Annotated in this window: 18 protein-coding genes; 16 read left to right on the top strand and 2 right to left on the bottom strand. The window is 57.5% G+C overall.

The window, feature by feature from the left end:
• The first annotated feature begins 39 nt into the window (after positions 1–39).
• From ACR0NO_RS18575 to ACR0NO_RS18525, 11 genes are all read left to right on the top strand, one after another.
• Positions 40–975 (top strand): LysR family transcriptional regulator, encoded by a 936-nt coding sequence (locus ACR0NO_RS18575; RefSeq protein ID WP_170680104.1) that lies wholly within the window; start codon positions 40–42, stop codon positions 973–975.
• Entirely contained in the window at positions 972–2,117 is a 1,146-nt protein-coding gene (gene argE, locus ACR0NO_RS18570) for an acetylornithine deacetylase (RefSeq protein WP_480725050.1), read from the top strand. Before ACR0NO_RS18575 ends, argE begins: the two co-directional genes overlap by 4 nt.
• Positions 2,118–2,716: 599 nt before the next feature.
• A complete protein-coding gene (locus tag ACR0NO_RS18565; protein WP_480725048.1) occupies positions 2,717–5,140 on the top strand; it encodes a DUF3141 domain-containing protein in 2,424 nt (807 codons plus the stop codon).
• A 153-nt stretch (positions 5,141–5,293) separates the two neighbouring features.
• Entirely contained in the window at positions 5,294–6,655 is a 1,362-nt protein-coding gene (locus ACR0NO_RS18560; protein ID WP_170692650.1) for a V-type ATP synthase subunit B, read from the top strand.
• Positions 6,633–7,238, top strand: a complete 606-nt coding sequence (locus ACR0NO_RS18555; RefSeq protein WP_170457816.1) for a V-type ATP synthase subunit D — start codon at positions 6,633–6,635, stop codon at positions 7,236–7,238. Before ACR0NO_RS18560 ends, ACR0NO_RS18555 begins: the two co-directional genes overlap by 23 nt.
• Positions 7,235–9,031, top strand: a complete 1,797-nt coding sequence (locus ACR0NO_RS18550) for a V-type ATP synthase subunit I (protein WP_480725046.1) — start codon at positions 7,235–7,237, stop codon at positions 9,029–9,031. The genes ACR0NO_RS18555 and ACR0NO_RS18550 overlap by 4 nt, the downstream gene beginning before the upstream one ends.
• Positions 9,028–9,471, top strand: a complete 444-nt coding sequence (locus ACR0NO_RS18545) for an ATP synthase subunit C (protein ID WP_170324458.1) — start codon at positions 9,028–9,030, stop codon at positions 9,469–9,471. Before ACR0NO_RS18550 ends, ACR0NO_RS18545 begins: the two co-directional genes overlap by 4 nt.
• The gene (locus ACR0NO_RS18540) at positions 9,471–10,148 is read left to right on the top strand and encodes a hypothetical protein (protein ID WP_480725045.1); all 678 of its coding nucleotides are present in this window, start codon (positions 9,471–9,473) and stop codon (positions 10,146–10,148) included. Before ACR0NO_RS18545 ends, ACR0NO_RS18540 begins: the two co-directional genes overlap by 1 nt.
• Position 10,149: 1 nt before the next feature.
• Positions 10,150–10,842, top strand: a complete 693-nt coding sequence (locus ACR0NO_RS18535; RefSeq protein ID WP_480725044.1) for a hypothetical protein — start codon at positions 10,150–10,152, stop codon at positions 10,840–10,842.
• Positions 10,839–12,680 carry a V-type ATP synthase subunit A gene (locus tag ACR0NO_RS18530; RefSeq protein WP_480725043.1) on the top strand — a complete coding sequence of 614 codons (1,842 nt, stop codon included), beginning with the start codon at positions 10,839–10,841 and terminating at the stop codon, positions 12,678–12,680. Before ACR0NO_RS18535 ends, ACR0NO_RS18530 begins: the two co-directional genes overlap by 4 nt.
• Positions 12,681–13,060: 380 nt before the next feature.
• Positions 13,061–14,803 carry a sugar phosphorylase gene (locus tag ACR0NO_RS18525; protein ID WP_480725041.1) on the top strand — a complete coding sequence of 581 codons (1,743 nt, stop codon included), beginning with the start codon at positions 13,061–13,063 and terminating at the stop codon, positions 14,801–14,803.
• On the opposite strand, the gene ACR0NO_RS18520 is transcribed toward ACR0NO_RS18525, so the two are convergent.
• Entirely contained in the window at positions 14,781–16,016 is a 1,236-nt protein-coding gene (locus tag ACR0NO_RS18520) for a glycosyltransferase family protein (RefSeq protein WP_480725040.1), read from the bottom strand. The two genes, ACR0NO_RS18525 and ACR0NO_RS18520, sit on opposite strands and share 23 nt — an antisense overlap.
• Positions 16,017–16,034: 18 nt before the next feature.
• Positions 16,035–16,811, bottom strand: a complete 777-nt coding sequence (locus ACR0NO_RS18515; protein WP_480725039.1) for an HAD-IIB family hydrolase — start codon at positions 16,809–16,811, stop codon at positions 16,035–16,037.
• A 263-nt stretch (positions 16,812–17,074) separates the two neighbouring features.
• On the opposite strand from ACR0NO_RS18515, the gene ACR0NO_RS18510 reads away from it, so the two are divergent.
• The 5 genes from ACR0NO_RS18510 to ACR0NO_RS18490 all read left to right on the top strand — a co-directional run bounded on the left by ACR0NO_RS18510 (position 17,075) and on the right by ACR0NO_RS18490 (position 24,300).
• Complete coding sequence (locus ACR0NO_RS18510) at positions 17,075–17,974, top strand: LysR substrate-binding domain-containing protein (RefSeq protein WP_480725038.1); 900 nt, start codon at positions 17,075–17,077, stop codon at positions 17,972–17,974.
• A 93-nt stretch (positions 17,975–18,067) separates the two neighbouring features.
• Positions 18,068–20,119: an ABC transporter substrate-binding protein gene (locus ACR0NO_RS18505; protein ID WP_480725036.1), complete on the top strand. Its 2,052-nt coding sequence runs from the start codon at positions 18,068–18,070 to the stop codon at positions 20,117–20,119.
• Positions 20,120–20,208: 89 nt separating this feature from the next.
• Positions 20,209–21,201, top strand: coding sequence for an ABC transporter permease (locus ACR0NO_RS18500; RefSeq protein WP_480555242.1), 993 nt, complete (start codon positions 20,209–20,211; stop codon positions 21,199–21,201).
• A gap of 1 nt (position 21,202) precedes the next feature.
• The gene (locus tag ACR0NO_RS18495) at positions 21,203–22,366 is read left to right on the top strand and encodes an ABC transporter permease (RefSeq protein ID WP_480725034.1); all 1,164 of its coding nucleotides are present in this window, start codon (positions 21,203–21,205) and stop codon (positions 22,364–22,366) included.
• Positions 22,366–24,300 (top strand): ABC transporter ATP-binding protein, encoded by a 1,935-nt coding sequence (locus ACR0NO_RS18490; RefSeq protein ID WP_480725033.1) that lies wholly within the window; start codon positions 22,366–22,368, stop codon positions 24,298–24,300. The genes ACR0NO_RS18495 and ACR0NO_RS18490 overlap by 1 nt, the downstream gene beginning before the upstream one ends.
• The last annotated feature ends 74 nt before the right edge of the window (positions 24,301–24,374 follow it).

The following is a 24,374-nucleotide window of genomic DNA, read 5'->3' as shown; positions in this document are numbered from 1 at the left end:
TAAGACCTCTGACAACATCTCTAAAATAGGAGCGTCTGCGTGCCGCGTCTGACCCTCCGGCAGTTGGAGTACCTTGTTACGGTTGGCGAAACAGGCAGTATAGCGCGGGCTGCAGACCGGTTGAATGTCTCCTCGCCGTCGATCTCATCTGCCATCACCCAGCTTGAAGAAGAGTTGGCGATTTCGCTGTTTGTGCGGCAACACGCGCAGGGCCTGTCACTGACACAAGGTGGGCAAAGGGTGTTTGAAAAAGCCCGCCAGGTCCTGAACGACGCGAGAGAGATCGCAAACATTGCCGCCGATATTTCAGGTACGGCGCGCGGCCCTCTCGCAGTGGGCTGCCTCCTGACCTTTGCGCAACTTGTTTTACCGCGGTTGCGGCGCGGGTTTGAAACCGGATTTCCCGATGTCAGGATCGCCCAGAAAGAACTGAACCAGGCCGAGATTTTCAACGCGTTGCAACGGTCCGAGATCGACATTGCGCTGACCTATGACATGGATATTCCAACCGATCTGAATTTCATAGGGCTGGTGCGCCTGAACCCTTTTGCATTGCTGCATGCCGGGCATGAATTGGCGACACGGACATCCGTATCCATTGATGATCTGGCGGACCTGCCAATGATCCTCCTCGATTTGCCGATCAGTACCGACTACTTCCTGTCGCTGTTTACGGCATCCTCGCGCCAGCCTCGTATCGTGGAGCTGACGCGAGACATGGCCGTGATGCGTTCAATGGTTGGGAACGCCTTTGGCTATTCCATCGCCAATGTGCGCCCGCAAAGCAATACGTCACCGGACGGCAATCCGCTTGTTTGCGTGCCGATTACCGGGCCGGTTCGGTCCTTGAGAATGGGCCTTTTGACCACCCATGGTGCGGAAAAGTCGCGTACGGTGTCTGCGTTCATAGACTATGCGCAAGCTCAGGCCCGTGCGGGCGCCTTCCGCGCCATCGGAGGAGAAGCGCTTTCATGAGTGTCTCACTAGAGGTTCTGGAGCGTCTGGTTGCCTTTGAAACCGTCAGCGCCCTATCCAACCTCGATATGATCGCCTATATCGAAGACTTTCTGCGCAATCGCGGCTTTCGGGTGCAGCGCATCGTGGATCCTGACGAACCTAAGGCAGGGCTTTTTGCAGAAATCGGGCCATCTGTTGAAGGTGGGCTGTTACTCTCTGCGCATTCCGACGTGGTGCCAGTTGAGGGGCAGGATTGGAGCGTAAGCCCCTTCAAACTTACCCGACAGGAAGGCCGATTGTACGGGCGTGGAACGACCGATATGAAAGGCTTTCTGGCTGAGATGTTGGCCCTCGCCGATGCCGTGCACGGTCGGGAGCTGAAAACGCCCCTAAAGCTCTTGGTGTCTTACGACGAAGAGATCGGCTGCGTCGGGATTTCACGCATGAAAAAGCAGCTGCCGTCGCTGTTGGAGCGTCCCAGACTGGCCATTGTAGGCGAGCCGACCGAGATGAAGGTCGCTATCGGCCATAAAGGCAAGCGTGCCTACCGCGCCGACATTAAAGGAGAGGCCGGACATTCCGCGCTCGCCCCGCAATTTGTCAACGCACTCCATGTTGCCGTCGATTTCGTCGCAAAGTTGCGCCAGATGCAGCAGAAGGCCCAACAAACCGGGATCCGCAACGACGCCTACGATGTTCCCTATACGACCTTCCATGTTGGCCAGCTGTCCGGCGGCACAGCGCTCAACCTTGTACCCGACAAGGCGACGCTTGTGTTTGAGTTCCGGCATCTGGCGGAAGATGACCCCGACGAGATCGAAGCCGAGCTTCAGCAGGCAGCAGACGCGGTTTTGGCCAAGTTTCCAACGGCTGCCCAAATCTCGCTTCGGGCGTTGGCGGGATACCCCGGGTTGTCAGTCTCCAGCTCTGAGCCAGAGGTCTCACTTGTCAAATCCTCTGGCGGCGGCGAAACAACCCACGTTGCATTCGGAACTGAGGCTGGCGTTCTGTCAGACCTTGGCATCGCGACAGTGGTGTGCGGCCCAGGGTCTATGGCGGAACAAGGCCACAAGCCTGATGAGTACGTTTCCGAGGAACAATTGGTTGCTTGTTCCCTCATGCTCAGAAAAGTCGCGAATGCGGTTTTGTTTGGCGCTTAGAGCAGATGTGTTTTTGATGAGGTCAGTTGCGAAGCTTCCGACAATTGACGCCCACACTTGTTTCGTATGAATGCCGTCTGCTCCGGTAAGGGGCGGTTCGGGATTGGCATATTGTGGTCAGCTTCGAGCGTGTCCATTCTAATGGATCGGTCGCGTGTCGTCAGAGATTGTTGCGGAATCTAATTTGCCACAAACTTGCTACTGAACGACTTTGACGCAGCGTTGGCGAGATAGTTTGACCATTCAAATGTTTCGAATCGATTGAGAAGTGGTATGCTGCATTGCAGAAATCGAGGCGCCACGATGTTCCACCTGAATAGGTCAAAAGCTGTCGTCATCGGAGTGGCGAGCGATCGGTCGATCGCGTGGGGTTATGCACGCAAAGCGAAGATGTCGCCAGGCCCTCTGAAAACCCGCGTCGTCACCGGGATAGCCAATTTTGGTGCGCTGCAGCAAAGCATGCACCCACACATCACTTCGCGACCATCGAAGATGTCGACCTGTGCATCGTTTCTTGCAAGCAGCGAGGCGTTCAATTTGACCGGGGGCATACTCCCCATCGACGGTGAAACCAACATCGTCCGAGGAAGGATAGATCAATGGCTCGGAATTCATTCGCGAATGAAAAGGCATCGAACCTTGCAACGGGTGAAAACATAACGGCCGTGAACAACAAATTGTCTGACGCGATTTCCAACGTGCTCGACCAATCTGGCGTTCAGTATGAAATTCTGTCTCGTGCCGCCACCATTCAGGCACAAAAAATAACTGAACACCATTCGGATCGGGTTCTGAACCTGACAAGCGATCTGCGAGATCTTGCGGTGCAATTCACGCAGACGAAATCTGTTGGCTCGGCTTGGGCGGACTACGTCAAGGATGCTGTTCCGCGCGTCGCTTTGACGATGGACGCCTTGCGTGAGCGTGGTGATGTTTTCCTCGAACATGAAGCGGCAGGTTGCCCGCCGGTGCTTGCCTATGACTACGAAGTGATCGTTGACGGGGCGGAGCTCGACCGGCCTTGCAACTATCAGCTATTGCGCATTGTCCCCCCGCAAGGGATCGACGTAGACGATCACAAACGCCCCTACATCATCATAGACCCGCGTGCCGGTCATGGTGGTGGTATTGGTGGTTTCAAGTCCGACAGCCAGGTCGGCGTGGCGCTGGCCAAGGGCCATCCGGTCTATTTTGTGAGTTTCGGCCGTGATCCGGTTGAAGGTCAGACATTGGCCGACGTCATGCATGCCGAGGCTGGATTTGTTCGCACAGTCAGCGCGCGTCACCCCAAAAGTCCGCAACCTGTTGTTACAGGAAACTGCCAGGGCGGTTGGGCGACATTGTTGATGGCGGCCTGCAACCCTGATCTGACCGGGCCTTTGGTGCTCAACGGAGCGCCGGTTGCACCTTGGTCGGGTGAGGTTGGTGAAAACCCCATGCGCTACAACGGTGGTATGCTTGGTGGCACCTGGCAGCCGATGTTCTGGTCAGATTTGGGGAATGGCAAGTTCGACGGCGCCAATCTGGTGATGAATTTCGAGCAGCTAAACCCCAGCCGAAACTACTTTGGCAAATATTTCGATCTGTATCGCGATCCCGAAGCCGGCAGGCAGCGCTTCATTGATTTTGAGCGCTGGTGGGGTGGGTTCTTCATTCTGAACGAGGCCGAAATTCGATGGATTGTAGAACAGCTGTTCGTTGGAAACCGGCTGGTCAAGAATACCGCGCAACTGGAACCCGGAGTTCCCGTTGATCTCAAGGCGATCAAAGCGCCGATTTTTGTCTTTGCAAGCCATGGCGACAATATTACACCGCCTCAACAGGCGTTGAACTGGATTGCCGAAACGTATGCTGACGAAGAAGAGATACGGGTACGCGGCCAGCGCATCATCTACATGCTTCATGAAGAAGTGGGGCATCTGGGCATCTTTGTTTCCTCCAAAGTCGCGCGCAAAGAGCACGCAGGCTTGGCCTCTACACTTGAGACGGTCGAGGCAATGGCGCCCGGTCTCTATGAAATGGTCATTGATAGCATCGAAGGGGACGGGGTCGATAAATCCTTCGAAGTTCGTTTCGTCGAACGCTCACTATCGGATGTCGCGGCATTGGATGACGGTCGGCAGGATGAGACCAGCTTTGCCGCAGTGGCGCAAATGTCCGAAGTGCAAGCGGGGGCTTATGAAACCTTCGGTCGCCCGGCGGTGCAAGCCCTGTCGTCACCGGTGATGGCCCAGGCTTTGCGCGATGTACATCCATTGCGTGCACAGCGCGCTGCGATGTCTTCGAGCACAGTTTTGGGGAAAGGAATCGAAACTCTGGCGCAGAATGCCAGAGCACAGCGCGCTCCCGCCGATGCTGAAAATCCGTTTCTGAAATGGGAAAAACTCACCGGTGAATGGATTGAGCAGTCGATGGATTTTGGCCGTGATCTGCGCGACGCCTGGTATGAGGCGTCGTTCTACGCAATTTGGGGCGGGCCGTTTGCGTCTTGGTTCGGGCAAAGGAATGCAACGCGCCGAACCCTGCCGGATCCGGCGACTTTGCGCGATCTGCCCGAGGTCAGCGCGGTGCTTGCTCATTTGCGGCAAGGGGGACTGCCCGAGGCGGTCATTCGTATGCTGGTTCTATTGGCTGACAGTCACAAAGGCTTTCGTGCCGAGATTTTACACCGGTGGGCGCATATCTTTCACCACGAGGCGCCGTTCAAGTCCCTTTCGGTCACCGACCGTCAACGCATTCTGCATGAGCAATCCCTGGTCGCCACTTTCGATCCGAAGGGCGCGGTTGAAACGTTGCCTTATCTATTGCCTGACAAAGCGCGGCGCACAGAAGCCGTCGATCTCGTCAAACACATCATAGGTGAAGTCCGAACGCCCTCTAAAGAACTGGAAGAGATGGCCAATCTGCTTGTACGGGTTTTGGACTACAGTGGGGATGCTGGAACTGAGGCAAAGCCAGCGTCAGAGTCATCACCGGCACGACCCAGAAAGCGAAAAGCAACGACAAAAACCAGTATGAATTGAATTGGTTGCATTGCTTTCGGTCGGAAACCTCTATTAACTTGGCGGTAACCAGATTTGCCAGATCAATATAAACCCCTCCGGCGCTGATGCTTTGGTGGGCAGCACGAAGGTGGAAAGAATTTAAACTCTTAAACATGCGACTTAGGGTAGGCGATGTCTCAGAGTCTTTTGAAGTATACACGTGTTTTGGAAATTGTCGGCGACACGATCAAGGTTCGTGTACCGGTTGACGATGGTGGCGCACCGGCTGTTCGATTCAATGATCTCGCGGTGATCGAAACGGTCGATGGGCATAAAACGCTGGCCCAGGCGATCTTTATCGACCGGGATGTGGTGACGCTGCAGGTGTTCTCGGGCACCAAGGGCATCTCGACCGAGGCGACAGCGACCTTCCTTGGTCACCCAATGCAGACGCCGTATTCCGCCAATATTCTGGGCCGCGTTTTTGATGGCGCGGGAGAGCCGATTGACGGCGGCCCTGACCTGTCTGCCGAGCCTCGGATCGACATAGGCGGCCCGACGGTGAACCCGGCCGAACGGGCCGTGCCCAACAAGATGATCCGCACCGACGTGCCAATGATCGACGTGTTCAATACGCTGGTCGAAAGCCAGAAGATCCCGATCTTTTCGGTCTCTGGCGAACCGTTCAACGCCTTCCTCAGCCGCATCGGCATACAGGCGGACGCGGATATCGTGGTCTTCGGCGGCTTGGGGTTGATCTTCGATGACTACCACACGTTTCGGACTTCGTTTGAGGATGCAGGGGTGTTCTCGCGCACCGTGATGTTCGTCAATCAGGCCATGGACCCTCTGGTGGAACGCCTTCTGGTGCCAGACATGGTGCTGGCCGTGGCCGAGAAATTCGCGGTGGAAGAGGGTAAGCGCGTTCTTGTTTTGCTGACCGACATGACTGCCTATGCAGACGCGATGAAAGAGGTGGGCATCAGTCAGGAACGCGTCCCCTCGCAGCGTGGCTATATGGGTGATCTCTATTCGCAGCTCGCGCGGCGCTACGAGAAAGCCTGTGACTATGCCAAAGGGGGCTCGGTGACTGTTCTGACCGTCACGACAATGCCCGGCAACGATGTGACCCACCCTGTGCCGGACAACACGGGCTACATCACCGAGGGGCAGTTCTACTTGCATTCGGGTGTGATTGACCCATTCGGCAGCCTCTCGCGCCTGAAGCAGAACGTCATAGGCAAGACCACCCGCGAGGATCACGGGCAGATCATGAACACGATGATCCGCTTCTATTCGGAAAGCCGGGACGCCGCGCAGAAACAGGCGATGGCGTTTGATCTGTCAGACTACGATCATCAACTTCTGAAATTCGGTGCGCTGTTCCGAAAACGGTTCATGGATATCAATGTCTCGATCCCGTTGGAGGATGCGCTGGATCTGGGTTGGAAAACACTGGCCGAATGTTTTGCGCCTGAACAATTGCTGATGAAGCAAGCTCTGATCGACAAGTATTTCCCAAAGGATGGTGATGGCGCGGTTGCAGCTGAATAAGTCGTCGCTCGCCCGCGAGCAGACGCAGCTGAAAAGCTATGAGCGGTTCCTGCCGTCGCTGGACCTTAAACGCCAGCAGTTGATGGCCGAACGCGCCAAAGCACGAGAAGATGTAAAGCGTCTGGAAGACGAAGTGAGCGATCTGGCGCAACAGGTCGGCGCGAAGCTCCCCATGCTGGCGCAGAAGGGCATTGATCTTGATGGCTTGGTCCAGCTGACAGACTACAAGGTCAAGGAGGTGAATGTCGTGGGCGTCAAGATGCCCGCCCTTGACCGGATTGAGGTTTCGGTGCGGCCGTACTCACGGCTGGCCAAGCCCCATTGGGTCGACGCCGCCGCGCAATTGCTACACGACATGATCGAGGCGCGTCTGCGGGTCAAAGTGGCGGAAGAGCGGGTGAAGATATTCGACAAGGCTGTCGCCACGATCACGCAGCGGGTCAATCTGTTCGAAAAGGTTCTGATCCCGCGCGCAAAGGCCAATATCAAGAAGATCCGCATCTATCTGAGTGATGAGCAGATGCAGGCCGTCGTGCGCTCGAAAATCTCCAAGCGCAAACATGCGCAGGAGGCCGTGTCATGAGTGTTGCACGGCTCAAAAAGCTCTCATTGGTGGGACGGGCGGCGCAGAAGATCGAAACGCTTGAGGCGCTGCAGGCGCTTGGTTGTATGCATGTGCTGCCCCTGGCCCCTCCGCCAGCTGAGCCGGAAAAGGTCAACGAACGGGGCGCGCATGAAGCATATAAGGCGCTGCGCTTTCTGACCGATGTCCCCGAGCCTCGCAGGCAAATACAACGTGATCCTGAGTTCAAAATGGATCAGTTCGTCAAAGACGTGCTGGACCTGATGCAGCGTACGCGTGACATGTCAGACCAGCGGGATTTTCTGGCTCACCGGATTGCTCAGGTGCAGCCCTGGGGGGATTTGGATTTCCCGCCCGACGATGTGCTGGCGGGCAACCGGTTGTGGTTCTACCAACTGCCCCTAAAGCATCGGGACGCGTTGGAGAATCTGGCGCTTCCTTGGGCCATTCTCGAACAGGATCACCGCTTCATCTATGCCGTCCTGATCGCGCCGGACGAACCGGCCGACGATATCCTGCCGGTCCCGCGCACGCATACCGGGTCTTTGCCGATTCACGAGTTGGAAGCACAGTTGGAAGAGGCCGAGATTGCGATCGAAGCGCTTGAGGCGGAACGGGTTGCGCAGACCCGCTACTTGACGCTGATGCGGCGCAACCTGTCCGTAGCTGAAAGTGCGGCAGAGCTAGCCCACGCCACCCAGAAGGTCCGCGACGAAGAGGCTATGTATGCCCTGCAGGGCTGGGTGCCCGAAGATCGGATTGATGCGGTTCTGGAGATGGCGGGGTCGAAAGATGCCGCGGTTCTTATCGAAGACCCGGGCGCCGATGACACCCCGCCCACATTGCTGGAGCAGCCGGAACAACGCAGCGCTGCTGTGGACTTGGCGCTGTTTTACCAAGTGCCGGGCTACAAGGATTGGGACCCGAGCGTGATTGTCGCTGCCTCTTTCGCATTCTTCTTTGCAATGATCGTGGCAGATGCTGGATACGGGGCCGTCATTCTGCTGGGCCTGTTGCTATTCTGGAAGCGTTTGGGCGGGACTGTCAGCCAACAATCCTGGAGGCGCTACGGTGTGATCGTCTCGGTGGCGACCATCCTCTATGGCGTTTTGGTCGGGAGCTATTTTGGGGTCGCGCCGCCTGATGGGTCCTTTCTGGCAAAGGCCAAATTGCTGGACCTGAATAACTTCGGCGCGATGATGATGATCTCGATTGTTGTCGGTGTCTTGCATCTTGTGCTGGCCAACGCTCTGGCCGCGCGTGCGGCATGGGGGCAGCGCAAGGCGGTTGCCAATCTGGGTTGGATCGCGGCGCTGATCGGCGGGTTTGTTTTGTGGCTCAGCTACATGAAAGGCCAATCAGCATCGCTGGGCGCGATGATATTGGGCGCGGGTCTTTTGGCGATCTTGATGTTTACAAGCGAGAGGCAGATCAAAAAACCAATCGACTGGCTCTGGCGACTTATTGACGGCGTGCAGGGTCTTGCCGGGGCCATGGGCGCATTCGGAGATGTCCTCAGCTATATGCGCCTCTTTGCACTTGGATTGGCCTCGGCCTCACTTGCGATCACTTTCAACGATCTCGCCGTCTCGGTGATCCACGCGCTTAAAGGGCCGGGCATTTTGTTCGGCCTGCTGATCCTGATCATCGGCCATATCCTGAACTTCGCCCTCGCGATGATGAGCGGCGTCGTCCACGGTTTACGTCTCAATTACATCGAATTCTTTAAATGGGGTCTACCGGATGAAGGCATTGTCTTTCGTCCGTTCGCCCGCAAGGAGGTTCAGAAATGAATGAGCTTGTTCTGACATTGGGTTGGCTGGGCATCTACGCCCCCATGGCGCTGGGCGCGGCGGCCAGTGCGATTGGCTGTTCGATTGCGGGCATGGCCAGTATTGGTGCGATGACCGAGACCGAGGGCGGCTATGGCCGCTTCGTCGGCGTCTCGGCCTTTCCGTCAACGATGGTGATCTATGGGATCGTCATCATGTTCACGCTCAACCGCGATGTGACACCGGAAAACGCGGGCGGGTTGTTCGGGATCGGCATCCTGTCCGGCATCGCGCTGATGTATTGCGGTATCTGGCAGGGTCGCGCCTGTGCCGCCGCGATTAATGCGACCAAAGAGAAGCCCGAGATATTCGGCCTGTCCTTGGCTCCGGCGGCTATTATCGAAGGCTTTGGTGTCTTCGCCTTCGTCTTCGCCCTCGTGATCAGCGCGGGGATTAGTTGATGGCACAGGATGGCATGATCTCGCACGGCGTCGACGCACTGATCGACAAACTGCGCAATGATGGGGTGGCCGCCGGGAAGGCGGAGGCCGAGAAGCTGAGGGCGGATGCCAAGGCCGAGGCAGCAAAGATTTTGGCGGACGCCAAGCGTGAGGCGGATGCCTACCAGAAAAAGGCCCGCAGCGACTCTGACAGCTATCGCGCGGCAGGCGAAGAAGCATTGAACACCGCCATGCGGGACGCGGTTCTGACCATGAAGGCGGGCTTGACGGATCGGTTTCGAGAGGACGTGGCGCGCCTCGTCACCAAGGAAATGGCAGACCCGGACCTGCTGAAACAGATGATCCTGGAGGTTGTCGGGCGCGCGGCCGAAGGGGCCAATCTCGAGGGCAAAGTTCAGGTCATCCTGCCAGCAAAGGTCGCCACGCAAGAGGATATCAAGCAAAACGCTGATGACATCCAGTCCGGTAAGCTGACGAAATACGTACTTGGCCTGACCGCCGAAATGCTGCGCGAACAGGTGGAATTGCATGCTGCGGACGATGCGCAGGACGGTATCCGAGTGCGGGCGGAAGATCAGGGCGTGGTTCTGGATTTGACCGACAAGGCCGTGGCCTCGCTGCTGATGCAGCATCTACAGCCCCGTTTCCGCGCCGTGCTGGAAGGGGTGATCCGGTAACATGTCGGACCCCGACGCCTATATCGCTTTGATCAGCAGCCTGCCGGGCTCGGAACGGCTGTTCGTCGCCAAGCAGCCGCCCTTGTCGCGCCTCCGCCTTGAACGGCGCTTGATGGCGCTGACATCCGAGGACGCGCGCGTTTTGAAGGCGTTGGAGCATGCTCTGAACTGGAGCGGCTATGACATGGACGTGACGGATGCTCAGGCGATCAAGCGATGCAAAGAAGCATTAGAAGATACGCCGCAACCAACTTTGCGGAAGATCCTTGTGGAGCGCATGGATCTGCGAACTGCCGTTGCCGCACTGCGCCTGCGTAGACAAGGCGGCAGCCCCCCGTCAGGGGTGTTCGGAATGGGGCGTTGGAGCCGACACATTCCGGAGAATTGGGGCGACCCGCATTTCCGTCTTGAAGGGGCGATGCCATGGATCAAGGACGCGAAACAGCTATTGGAGGTCGAAGATCCACTGGGCCTGGAGCGGTTGCTCTTGTCGGTCAGTCACAAGCAACTGAAACGGCACGGATCTCGTCACTACTTCGATTTCGAAGCGGTGGCGATCTATGTGCTGAAATGGAACATTTTCGACCGCTGGGCGCAAAGCAACGCGCAGGACGCAGCCAAGAGATTTGAGCATCTGACGCAACAGGCCATGGCCGATGTCGCCGATATCGATTTTGAGGGAGCATACGCATGACAGCCCCAACACCCGCCACGCAAACCGCCACCGCCCGCGTCGTTTCGGTGCAGGAAGGTCTCGTGCAGATCCAAGCCAACAAAGATGCCTCGGGCCAGCCCGGACAGCTGGTCAAGAACGAGGTGGTATTCATCCTGCCCACGCGCCCCGGCCCAGGCGGCAGGCAAGAGCGTCTAAAGGCCGAAGTGTTGCGCGTACGCGGTGATACAGCGGATGTTCAAGTCTATGAGAGCACCGACGGTGTGGCCGTCGGCGATCCGGTAGAACAATCGGGCCAGTTGCTGTCGGTCGAACTCGGACCGGGCTTGCTGGGGCAGGTGTTTGATGGCCTGCAATCGCCGCTGCCCAAGGTGGCCAGCGAGTTTGGAACATTCCTGCCGCGCGGGGCAGACGTTGCCCCGCTGGACGATCAGGCAAAATGGTCGTTCACGCCGTCGGTCAAGGTCGGGGATACGGTTACAGCAGGCGACAGTATCGGCACCGTGCCCGAGGGTCATTTCAGCCACAAGATCATGCTGCCTTTCAATTGGTCGGGCGACTACAAGGTCGTTTGGGTCCAGAAAGGCGCGGCCACGATCCACGACATCGTTGCCCGGCTGGAGGATGAGCAGGGTGGCGAACACACACTCACCCTTTCGCAGAAATGGCCGGTGCGGCGCCCCTTGCCAGAGAGCATCCTGAAACGCGCCCTGTCCGAACGCCTCTATCCGACCGAGCCGGTTCTGACCTCGCAGCGTCTGATTGATACGTTCTTTCCGATCGCGCGCGGCGGAACGGCCTGCATTCCCGGCCCATTTGGGGCAGGTAAGACGGTGCTGCAAAATCTGATCGCGCGGAATGCCAAGGTAGATATCGTCATTGTTGTGGCCTGCGGCGAACGCGCTGGTGAGGTGGTCGAGACGATCCACGAATTCCCCAAGATGACCGACCCGACCACTGGCGGCAGCCTGATGGATCGTACGATCATCATCTGTAACACCTCCTCGATGCCAGTCGCCGCGCGCGAGGCCTCAATCTTCACCGGCATTACGCTGGGTGAGTATTACCGCCAGATGGGCTATGACGTTCTGTTGATCGCCGACAGCACCAGCCGCTGGGCCCAAGCGATGCGCGAAACCTCTGGTAAGTTGGAAGAAATTCCGGGCGAAGAGGGCTTTCCGGCCTATCTGGAAAGCTCGATCAAGGGTTTGTACGAACGCGCGGGCGCGTTGAAAACCAATGACGACGATCTGGGCAGCCTGACTTTGATCGGGACGGTGTCACCCGCTGGAGGCAACTTTGATGAACCGGTCACGCAGTCCACTCTGTCTACCGTGAAATGTTTCCTCGGCTTGTCCTCGGAGCGGGCCTATAAGCGGTTCTATCCAGCCGTTGACCCGATGTTAAGCTGGTCGCGCTACACGGATCAGCTTTCCGACTGGTATGACAAGAACGCGGAACCCGGATGGACAGGTAAGGTCCGGGACCTGCTGACCCTGATCGAAAAAGGTGAGCAAGTCGACCAAATGATGCAGGTCACCGGCGAAGAGGGTGTCACCATCGAGGATTTTGTCACCCAACAAAAAGCGCTGTTTGTGGATATGGTTTACCTGCAGCAGGATGCCTTTGATCAGGTGGACGCAACTGTTCCCTTGGAGCGGCAAAAGATGACCTTCAAACTGGTCTACGACGTGACCCAGTCGAGTGCCGACTTCACTGACAAAGCCGAAGTGCGGCAGGTGTTCACGCAACTCACCGGATTGATGAAAAACTTCCACTACGCGGCAGAGAACACGCCGGAATTCAAGTCAATCTGGCAACAGATCACCGATCTCTGTCATGAAAAATTCGGAGTCTGACGAGTTGCTGGCCATTGAGGACGGAAAGCCGACTGCTGAGGACAATGTCCGTGAGTTTTCGGGCTAGCTAAAACATCGTTCCCAGCGCTGTTGCAAACTTTTGACAACCCAAAGTGTCTTGGCTAGCCGGAGCATGACTTTCGAGGTCATCGCGTTGAAAGCCCATCCATGATTCCGTCAAAAGCACTCAATATTCGAAGAATGCTATGCGCGAGGTCCGTATCGTATGCGCGTTTTGTTTTCTTTGGCATCGACCAATTTACAGGCAGATGGATGGATAAACCTCGGCAAGGTGCGCAAATGGATTTTGACTTGTTTGACAGATCTACTGCTCTGGCGAACAATTGGCATTTGACGAAGCCGAGCCAAGCACAACGACCATGAGCCAGAATTTCTCCCGGCGACTGACGGATCTTCTGATCCGTATCTACCCGGACCATGACCATGCAGAATTATCCGAGCAGATTGTGCAAGCGTTCTGGCCGTCCGGCCACCACCAAAGAAAGCAGGGGCGAAAACCCGGCAATGGTCTCTGGTCGGAGCGGGACAGTGTTCTGATCACTTACGGCAATTCCATCGAAGATCAGGTCCACAAACCTCTGGACTTGTTGCACGATTTTCTTGTGCGTCATCTGCAAGGGGTCGTGAACGGCGTGCATATCCTGCCATTCTTTCCCTTCACATCCGATGATGGGTTTGCGGTTTCGGATTATTACAGCGTCAGCGCGCAATTGGGGGATTGGCCAGACATCACGCGCATCGCGGATGATTTCCACCTGATGTCGGATCTTGTGCTCAACCACGTGTCCAGTCAGGGGCTATGGTTCAACAACTACCTGCAGGGAAAGCCGCCGCATGACAGGTTCTTCTTCGAGGCTAGGCCTGAAGAGGATCTGCAGCCGGTGGTACGGCCCAGAACCACCCCGCTTTTGCGTCAGGTTGAAACGAGCCGTGGCGACCGTCACGTCTGGTGTACTTTTAGCCACGATCAAATCGACCTAGACTTCCGCAATCCTGAGGTTCTGATCGAAATGCTTCGGATCATCCGACTGCATATCGACAAGGGCGTGCGCATCCTGCGGCTGGATGCCGTGGCCTTCATCTGGAAAGAAGTGGGCACGACCTCGATCCACCTTCCTCAGACGCATGCCATCGTGCAACTGCTTCGGCTTCTTTGCGATTTCATGACAGAGACTGTCGTCCTGCTGACCGAAACCAATGTTCCGCGTACAGAAAATTTAAGCTATTTCGGCAATCGGAACGAGGCACATGCGGTTTACAACTTTCCCCTTCCTCCCTTGATCCTGCACGCCATGCAGTCTGGCACTGCCCGGTACTTGCGTGACTGGCAGGCGGCCATGCCCCCGGCGCAATTGGGGTGTGCCTATCTGAACTTCACCGCCAGCCATGATGGTATCGGGATGCGGCCCGCAGAAGGGCTGCTGCCACCCGAAGAAAAGACGCGGATGATCGACACCGTGCGAAACCTGGGCGGGCTGGTTTCCATGCGCGCCTTACCGGATGGTCGCGAAGAACCTTATGAATTGAACTGCGCCTTCTTCGAGGCCATGCGCGCGACCTTTGACGGCGAAGACCATTTTCACCTGGCCCGCTTCATCTGTTCTCAGACCATCGTAATGTCACTTGAGGGTATTCCCGCGTTTTACATCCATTCACTGTTGGCTACCCCCAACGACCATGAGGCGGTGGAACGTCGTGGGATGAACAGGGCGATCAACCGGCATCGCTGGCACTATCCGGACCTGTTGTCAAAGCTCGCCGACCCCGGATCGGATCAATCCCGAGTGTTGTCGGAGATGTCGCGCCGGTTGCGCATTCGCGCGCAGCAGTCGGCGTTCCACCCGAATGCGACGCAGTTCACCTTGCGGCTCGACGAAAGGGTGTTTGGCATCTGGCGGCAGAGTCTGGATCGAAGCCAATCCATTTTCGCCCTTCACAACGTGTCTGCGGATCACGTTCAGATTAACCCGACGGAGGTAAACCTGATTGCCGAAGAAACCTGGATGGACGCGCTGACCGGCGAGGTTTTTGGCGCCAACATGTCAGAATTCTCACTTGCACCGTATCAGTGTCGCTGGATCACGAACGCGCCTGCGGTGTGAACTCTTCCAGATCTAGCGCGACCGCTTCGCTCAAGTGGTGCAGGAACTCGGCATCTGCGGCATGGACCCGGTTCCATGTCGGGATAAACGGCGTCTCATGGGGGTTCTCCAAAAAGACCCGCCCGGCGCGGATGATGTTTTCGGCAAAGAGCTCGATCGACTTTTCCTCGGTATGGCGGTCAAGTGCCAAGCCGTTCATCTTTGCATCGGTATAGTACCCCTCGAGCAAATCCAGAGCCGAGCGATAATAGGTCGCCTTGAGCGTCCGGAACGTGTTGGTGGTGAATACGGTGCCATCTGCGGCCAGTTTGCGGAAGATGGCCTTGCAGATGTCGGTCGACATCCGGCTCAGCCCGGTGTTGGCATCCTCTGGCGACAGCTTCTGATGCTTGTGATCGTAATTGTCAGCAATCTCGACCTGGCAGACGGACTTGGGTGCGAGGTTCCTCCAGGCTTCGGACAGAACGCCGATTTCCAGCCCCCAGTCCGACGGGATACGTAGATCGGGCAGGGTCGGTGTGCGAATGGCAAACTCGCCTGACAGCGGATAGCGGAAACTGCGCAGGTAGTCGATGTAGTCTCGATCTCCGATCACCTTTTTCAGCGCGATCAGCAGAGGGCTGACCAGCAGCCGAGTGACACGGCCGTTCAGGTTGCCATCACCGATGCGCGGATAAAAGCCTTTTGCCATCTGGAACGGGAAGGTTGGGTTGACCACGGGATAGACCAGCCGATCCAGCATATCCCGTTTGTAGGTCACTATATCGCAGTCATGGATCGCCATGACCGAGCTGTCGGCGCAGGCCAGCAGATAGCCGATGCAAGACCAGACGTTTTTGCCCTTGCCGGGTTCCTGTGGTGCAAGGCCAAGGTCGCGCAGCCGTTCTTCCAGCTGCAACATCCGGGGGCTGCTGTTCCAGATCACAACATGCTTCTGGGGCAAACGGTCGAAAAACGCTCTGGCGCGTTGGTATTGTTCCGCGTCGGCCTGATCGAGCCCGATGATAATGCGATGCAGGTAGCTGACCTTGGACAGCTCGTCGATAATTCCCGCAAGGGCCGGACCTTCTAGTTCTGAGTAGAGACAGGGCAGGATCAACGTCACCTTGCGCGTTTCGGCAAAGACAGAGATTTCGTGCACCAGATGCTCGGCCGGGCGGCTTCGCAGGTTGTGAAGCGTGGTGATGTTTCCGTTCTGATGGAAGTCTGCCATTTGGGCTGCCTGTCTTGGTTAACTGTCTTTGTGATCGGCTGCGGTAAGGGTCAGAATGGCCTCGGCCCAGCCTTCGGGGCCTTCGCGTGTGGTTCTGAATATCCGCTGCTCGTCTTCGAGCGCCTGGACCGGAATGGATGCACCATGCCGGTTTGCGACAACGACACCGGTGTCGGCGGCAAGGATCATTTCCAGATCGTTCGGCGCATCGCCGAGAGCGATGGTTCTTTCCGGCTTCAACTGGCGGATCACGTCGGACATGGCATCCGCTTTGGTCTTTCCAAACGACAAAGTGAGAAATCGACCGCCTTGCCTGGCTTTTAGACCGTACCACCCGGCTTCGGAGATAAACGTATCAAGATCCTCTGGCGCGCCCTCCCACACGCCCGGTTCGCTGAAATGCCGATCCTGGGCTTTCTCTGCCTCGACGAGATCAAGACCGGTCCTGTCGCTCACCTCCTGCACGCTCATATCTGCAAAACCGCGAAAGCCGGGTTGGAGGTGTTGCAGGATATTCAGAATGTTCAGATATTCAGAGGGTCCATCGGTTTTTGGGTGGCCCGGTGTCAGAATGCCAGCCCCATTTTCGACGATCGACGGCATGTTCGAAAAGCCTATGGCTTGGCGCAAGCCAATAATCTCGGCAGCGGTTTTACTGCTGGCTAGCACGAGCCCCGCGCCAATGTCCCGAAGCCGCTTTAGCGCGGGTTGTGCGGCGTCCCAGCTATAGTCTTGATGGTTCAGCAGAGTACCATCGAGATCGGAGAAAACCAGAAGTGGCAGGCGTTGGAGCATGGCTTCTGACTAGCATCCGAGATTGCGCGGCTACATCTCAAATCAGAAGAACATGCGGATTTAGTGTTTAAAAAATCAGCAGACAAGCATGATAGCTGAAAAAATAGGCAAACTAGGCCGGCACTACCTAACTTAGCCCGCTCCCATGTGCACTGGACGCGCGGGAAAGGAAAACGGATAAAGCTAGGAAAGTGTATCCGGGCATCGAACTTTGTGCCCGTTCCGGATCACCTGCACGACAGCGCGAGCGAAGGAAGCCAACCATGCCCAGCAATGTAGAACCGAGCATCCGCCAGCTCAAAGCGCTCGAGGCGGTTGCCCGCACCGGCAGTTTCACGGCTGCGGCAGAAGAGTTGGGCGTCTCTCAACCAACGGTTTCCAACCTGATCGTCGCCTTGGAGCGGCAAACCGAGTGTCGCTTTTTGCGGCGGGGCAACAAAGGTATTGAAACCACCGAAATGTTCGAAACACTGCGTCCACAGATCAAGGCTCTGCTGGCGTTGAAGTCCGAGGTCGATCTGGCGATTGGCGCTCGGAAAGACCTGAAGTCGGGCAGTTTTTGGGTGGGCTATTCGACCTATCAGATCGCCATGCCACCTATTGCCCGATTTATCCAGACCCATCCGGGTGTCACCCTGAATGCGCGTGCAATGGCCAGCCTTGACCTGTTGCCCTTGCTGCGCACCGGTGATCTGGATGTCGCCTTTGTCACCGCGCTCGAACCGCTGGAGACGATGCATTGCCAAAAGGTCGCCTCGTTCCGGATCGGCGTTGTCGCCCAAAGCGAAGGTGCATTGCGAGACGTCGAGACCCTTAGTTGGGCGGATGTCGGGAAACTGAGACTGATACAGCGGGAGCCGAATGCCGGTACGCGTCAGATCTTCGAACGCGCAGCCTCAGAAGCTGGTATTGCGCCGGATACCATTCTGGGCCTTGGCTCCTGGGGGTCGATCACCTCTCTGGTCCGGGCTGGTGTGGGCGAGGGGGTAGGCTTCGAATCGGAATTGGTGGCCTCCGACAAGGATCTGAAATTCATCCCGATTAACGATCAAAAACTAAGCGCTCATCAATTTTTAGTTTCGATGCCTGCGATGGCTGCGTCGGCCACCGTCCGGCAATTCTATGAAATTACTCAAGAAACTTTTGCGAGTGTTGACGAATAGGAGTGACATAGTTTAAAGCTATAAACACTCACTCATTATTAAATTGTTACAATAGCCCCTTAACCGGGTCGTCGAACAAACCTGGAGGTTGTCATGACGATCCGTCATATCCTGATGTCCACTGCCGCGACGATGATTGCGGTTCCCGCGCTGGCAAATTGCCCGGTCGCCACCGTCGCTGATCCAATGGGGCTGGAGCCGGCGTTCCCGCAGCAATTGGAACTGGCCGAGCTGCAATCGGCCGCATCCTGCACCCTGGAATTCTCGGAAAACCCCGCGATTGCTGACCTGAACGGCAAAATCCTTGGCAATGCCGACCTGGCCGCTGTTGCAGACCGCCTGCCGGCCGAGCCTCTGGTCGTGATGCCCTATGAGAGCATCGGCCAGTATGGCGGCGCGATCACCGGCATCTCGAAAGCGACCGAGTCGGGCACGTCGGACCTTCTGTCCGTGCGCCACGTGAATTTTGTGCGCTATGCGGATGACCTGCAGACGGTTGTGCCCAACGTCGCCAAGGCTTGGGACTGGAACGAAGGCAAAACCGTTCTGACGATCACGCTGCGTGAAGGCCACAAATGGTCGGATGGCGAACCTTTCACCGCCGAAGACGTTGCCTTCTGGTACAATGATCTGCTGCTGAACACCGACATTCTGGAAAAAACCCCGGATCGCTGGCTGTTTGCGGGCGAGCCGATCAAGGTTGAGGCGGTTGATGACGTGACCGTCCGCATGACCTTCCCGGTGCCGACGCCGGGCATTCTGAACCGCTTTGCCGTCGACTACGGCCAGCCGTTCCAGCCCAAGCATTTCCTGGGCCAGTTCATGCCCAAGTACAACGAAAACGCCGATGCGCTGGCGCAGGAATACGGTTTCGCCAACGGCGCCGAAGCGGTTGATTTCTACTACGGCGGCTCGGATTGGAAAGACGTTCCCTCGCCGCTGCTGAAAGACGCCGACAAAGCCGCTGCGATTGGCCGTGCGGTTGTGCCGACGCTGGAAAGCCACATCGTTGTCGAAGAGACCTCGGAAGGCCGCAAACTGGTGGCGAACCCCTATTTCCACCAGGTCGACACTGCGGGCAACCAGCTGCCCTATATCAACGAAATCGTTGAGAGCTATGTCAGCGACAAGGAAGTTCAGAACCTTAAGGTCATGAACGGAGAGGTTGTCTGGAAACAGCAGGCGATCTTCCTCGAAGACTTCACGCTGCTGAAAGAGAACGAAGCCAAGGGCGGTTATACAATCCAGTTCGCGCCGACTCTGGGCGAAAACGTGTTCTTCTCGTTCAACCGCACCCATAACGACGAAGTGCTGCGGGAAATCTTCAATGATGTGCGCTTCAACCGCGCCATGTCGTTGGCGATGAACCGCGATGAAATCAACGAGATCGTCTATCTGGGTCAGGGCACTCCGATGCAGGGTGTTCCGGCCGAGCCCAAGACCGTGTCGTTCATCTCGGATGATGTGCTGAACAAGGACATTGCCTACGACGTCGAAGGTGCCAAGGCCCTTCTGGCCGAAATGGGCCTGAGCGACAGCGACGGCGACGGCACGTTGGAGCGCCCGGACGGCAAGCCTCTGGTCATTCGCCTGGTCTATTCCTCGCAAGGTGTTCCGGTGAAAATGATGGAGCTGGTGCGGGACTACTGGACCGCCGTAGGCGTGCGCGTCGACCTGAAAGAGGTTACCTCGGACGAATACCGCGCCTCGGGCAACAACAACGATCTGGACCTAACGACTTGGAAATATGACGGCAATGCCGGCCCGACCATCTCTCAGGATACCACCGTTTTCGTGCCGCCCTTTGGTGACTTCTTCAACCCGGGCACCGGCGCCAAATGGGCCACGTGGAAACAGACCGATGGGGCCGAAGGCGTAGAACCCCCAGCCGATATCCAGAAGCTGTGGGAGCTGAGCGAGCGGTTCATCCAGGCTGAGTTCGGCTCGGACACCAGCAACGAAATCGGTGCGGAAATCGTCAAGATCCACACTGACAACATGCTGAAGATCGGCACCGTCGGTGACATCGTTGCCCCCTTCCTGTGGCGCAACGACCTGCAGAACGTCAAACCCATCAAGTCGAAAACCTACGACTTCTACTGGACCTACCCCTACCGCCCCTCGCAGTGGTGGCTGGAACAGTAACCCCCATACGGGTTTGATACTTTCCTCCGGGGCGTTTGCAGCAGACGCCCCGGAGTTTGCAGTCCAAGCTGCAATCTCGGGACAGACGCATGCTCAGATTCACCGCCGAACGACTAGTAGGAATGGCCATCACGATGCTTCTGGTGTCGATGATGGTATTCCTGATCATGGAAATCCCGCCCGGAGACTACGCCGACCGCTACGCGTTTCGGAAATACTCGGGCACCGGGGTCAACGTAACCGAGGCCGATGTGCAAGCCATCCGTCAGGAACTGGGTTTGGACAAGCCCATGTTGCTTCGGTATTTCGACTGGATCGGCGGTATCGTTCTGCGCTGGGATTTCGGGCAGGCTTTTGCCTTTGAAACCTCGGTCACCAAAGTGATCGGTGACAAGGTCTGGCTGACCGCAGGCATCCTGTTCGCGACGCTGATCCTGACCTATCTGATCTCAATCCCCGTTGGAATTTATGCGGCCGTGCGGCGCGGCTCGGCCATTGACTACGGTCTGACCATTTTCTCGTATCTGGGCCTCGCGCTGCCGAACTTTCTGCTGGCGCTGGTCATGCTGTATTTCGCCAACCGCTGGTTTGGGGCGGATATCGGCGGCTTGTTCTCGGCCCAGTATCAGGACGCCCCGTGGAGCGTGGCCAAGGTCTGGGACATGCTCAAACACCTGTGGTTGCCTGCGGTGGTTCTGGCCTGGTCGGCAGTGGCCTATCAAATCCAGACCGTGCGCGCGACCATGTCGGATGAGCTGAACAAGCTATCCGTTACCGCAGCCCGCGCGCGCGGTGTGCCTGAGCGGAAGCTGCTGATCAAATACCCGGCCCGGCTGGCGATCAACCCGGTCGTCTCGACCATTGGGTTTGACGTGAACCGTATCTTTTCCGAGCTGCCGATCGTGGCCGTGGTTCTGGGCCTGACCGAGCTGGGTGAGCTGCTGCTGAAAGCGTATCTCGACCTCGACATGAACGTGGCGGGTGCGATCCTGCTGATGCTGACCTTTGCCATCGTCTTCATGAATTTCCTTTCCGATCTGCTGTTGGCGTGGCTCGACCCGCGCATCAAGCTGGGGGCGTGACATGACCGATACGACAGATCCCGAAATGACCCCGGCTCAGCGTCGGGCTGCGGAAAAAGAACGTCAGCAGCTGCTGAAATACTACTCTGCCTCGCAATGGACACTGATCTGGTGGCGCTTCAAAAAGCACCGCGCCGCGATGTATGCCTCGATCGTGCTGGGGCTGATGGCGCTGGCCGGCTTGTTTGCCGAGATCGTGGCTCCCTATGGCCCGGTCACGCGTGATACCTCCTATATAGAAGGACCACCGCAGATCCCGCGCTTTTGCGATGACAACGGATGCTCTGTCGTGCCCTTTATCAACGGCACCAAGACCGAGCGTGATCCGGTGACCCTGCGGGCCGTCTCGGTGCCTGATCCCGAGGTGCGCAACTATTTGGGGCTGTTCGTCAAAGGCGAACCGGTCAAGGTTTTGGGCTTTATCCCAACCGACCGCCACCTGATCGGCTTGCAGAACCCGGGCGCCAAGATCCATTTCTGGGGCACGGATGATCTGGGGCGGGATGTGTTCTCGCGCACCATCTATGCCACGCGGACGTCTCTTTCGATTGGTGTGATCGGGGTGCTGATCTCATTTGTACTGGCGCTGATCATCGGCGGGATTGCCGGGTATTTCAGCGGCCTCATCGACAACGTTATCCAACGTGTGACCGAGGTGATCCGGGTGGTGCCCATCATCCCTCTGTACATGGGTCTGGCCGCCGCCATGCCTAAGGAGTGGTCGACCACACAGGTCTATTTTGCGATGACACTGATCCTTGGCCTCTTTGGCTGGCCGACACTGGCACGGCGCATCCGGTCTCAGCTTCTGTCGATCCGGAACGAAGACTATGTGGTTGCGGCCCGACTGGCCGGTGCGCGCCCCAAGCGCATCATCGGTCAGCACATGCTGCCAAGCTTCACCAGCTTCATCATCGTCGATCTGGTGATCTCGTTCCCCTACATGATCCTTTCGGAAACCGCGCTGTCCTTTGTTGGCCTCGGCCTGCGCCCGCCGTCGGTCTCATGGGGCGTTCTGCTGCAACAGGCGCAGTCGGTGCGCGCGATCGAGCAAACACCTTGGCTTTTCATTCCCGCCGTATTCGTGGTGGTGGCCGTTCTGGCCTTCACAGTGATCGGCGACGGGCTGCGCGATGCGGCTGACCCCTACGCGGAGGCAAAGTGATGGCAAACATCCTCGACGTCAAAAGCCTGACCCTGTCTTTCCGCACCGATGAGGGGCTGATCCAGCCGGTTCGCGATGTCTCCTTCTCGCTTGAGACGGGCAAAACGCTGGGTATCGTGGGTGAAAGTGGCTCGGGCAAATCCGTGTCGACCAAGGCGGTGATGCAGCTGCTGCCCGGTATTGCCAGCATCGATCAGGGGTCCGAGATCAACTACGTCATGAAAGATGGCAAAACCGTCGATCTGGCCAAGGTGCGCCCCCATGACCCTCGGATGGGCGTGATCCGCGGCGGTGAGATCGGGATGATCTTTCAGGAGCCGATGGCCAGCTTTTCGCCGATCTACACCATCGGCAACCAGATCATGGAGGCGATCCAGCTGCATCGCGGGCTGAACAAACGGCAGGCGCGCGAGCTGTCGATTGAGATGCTGGACAAGGTCGGCATCACCAACCCTTCCGCCCGCGTGGATCAATTCCCGCATGAGATGTCGGGTGGCATGCGTCAGCGGGCCATGATCGCGTTGGCCCTCTCGGCGGGTCCGCAGTTGCTGATCGCGGATGAGCCGACAACCGCTCTGGACGTGACCATTCAGGCGCAGGTTCTGCAACTGATGCGTGATCTGCAGGCTGAGCTGGGCATGAGCATGATTTTCATCACCCACGATCTGGGTGTGGTGGCCCAAGTCGCGGACGACATTGCGGTGATGTATAAGGGCGAGATTGTCGAGCGTGGCACCGTGCGCGAGGTCATCAACAACCCGCAACAGGCCTATACTCAGCGCTTGCTGGACGCGGTTCCGCGTTTGGACAAGGTCGTCCCGCCCGCGCCACTGAAGAAAGCGCGAAAGCTGATTGACGTCCACAATCTGGGCGTCGAATTCGAGGTGCGAAAGAAGAAGCTGTTCCGAACCGAGGTTGAAACGGTCCGCGCGGTGAGTGACATCACTTTCGACATCCTCAAGGGCGAAACCGTGGGACTTGTCGGCGAAAGCGGGTCGGGCAAAACCACCGTTGGCCGCGCGATGCTGCGCGCCATTGATCCAAGCGAAGGTGAGGTGATCTTTCACCGCAAGAAAAAGGGCGATATCGACCTTGCCCACGCTTCCGAGGCCGAGCTGCGCGCGGTGCGCAGCAAGATCAACATGGCGTTCCATGAAGGCCCGGTTCAGTTGCACACCCTTGGTGGCAACCTGCTGCGCAGCTTCCGCCCGGAAATGAGCCTTGTCTTTCAGGACCCGTATTCCTCGCTGAACCCGCGCATGACAGTGCGGGATATCATAGCCGAACCACTTGTGGCCTCGGGTCTCATGACGGACCGGGATCAGATCGACGAACGGGTACGCGAGATCGCGGCGCGTTGCAAGATCGACCTGGAGCATCTGCGGCGCTTCCCGCATGCGTTCTCCGGTGGTCAGCGGCAGCGGATCTGCATTGCGCGCGCTCTGGTGTCCAAGCCCAAGTTTGTTGTCTGCGACGAATGCGTTTCGGCGCTGGATGTGTCGATTCAGGCCGAGATCGTCGCGCTGTTGAAGGACGTGCAGGCCGAACTGGGTGTCAGCTTCCTGTTCATCGCACATGACCTGGCGGTGGTTGCGCAGATCTCGCACCGGGTGGCGGTGATGTATCGGGGGCGGTTCATGGAATATGGCCCGACCGACAAGATCTTTTTCAACCCGCAGCACCCTTACACCAAGGCGTTGCTGTCCGCCGTACCGCATCCAGATCCTGACGCCGAATTCAAACCGATCCGCTTTGAGGGCGACATGATCCATCCCGTTGCCTCCTCTGGCCCGGAAGGGGTGTCGCTGCGCATCCCTGATCAGCCCTCGGACGAGCCGATCCAGCTGGTAGAGGTGGATGAGGGGCATTTCGTGGCCTGTCATCTGGATCAGCACGTGACCGCGGAAAGGACCAAGACGCTGGAACCCGCTTAGCCGGTCGAAATGCCCTTGCGGGGGTCACTGGAAAACTGTAGCCAAGCCATAGCTCGAAACTATGTTGTGGCACC

Source organism: Ruegeria sp. CL3 (genome assembly GCF_056536505.1).
This window is presented reverse-complemented; position numbering and strand designations above follow the sequence as displayed.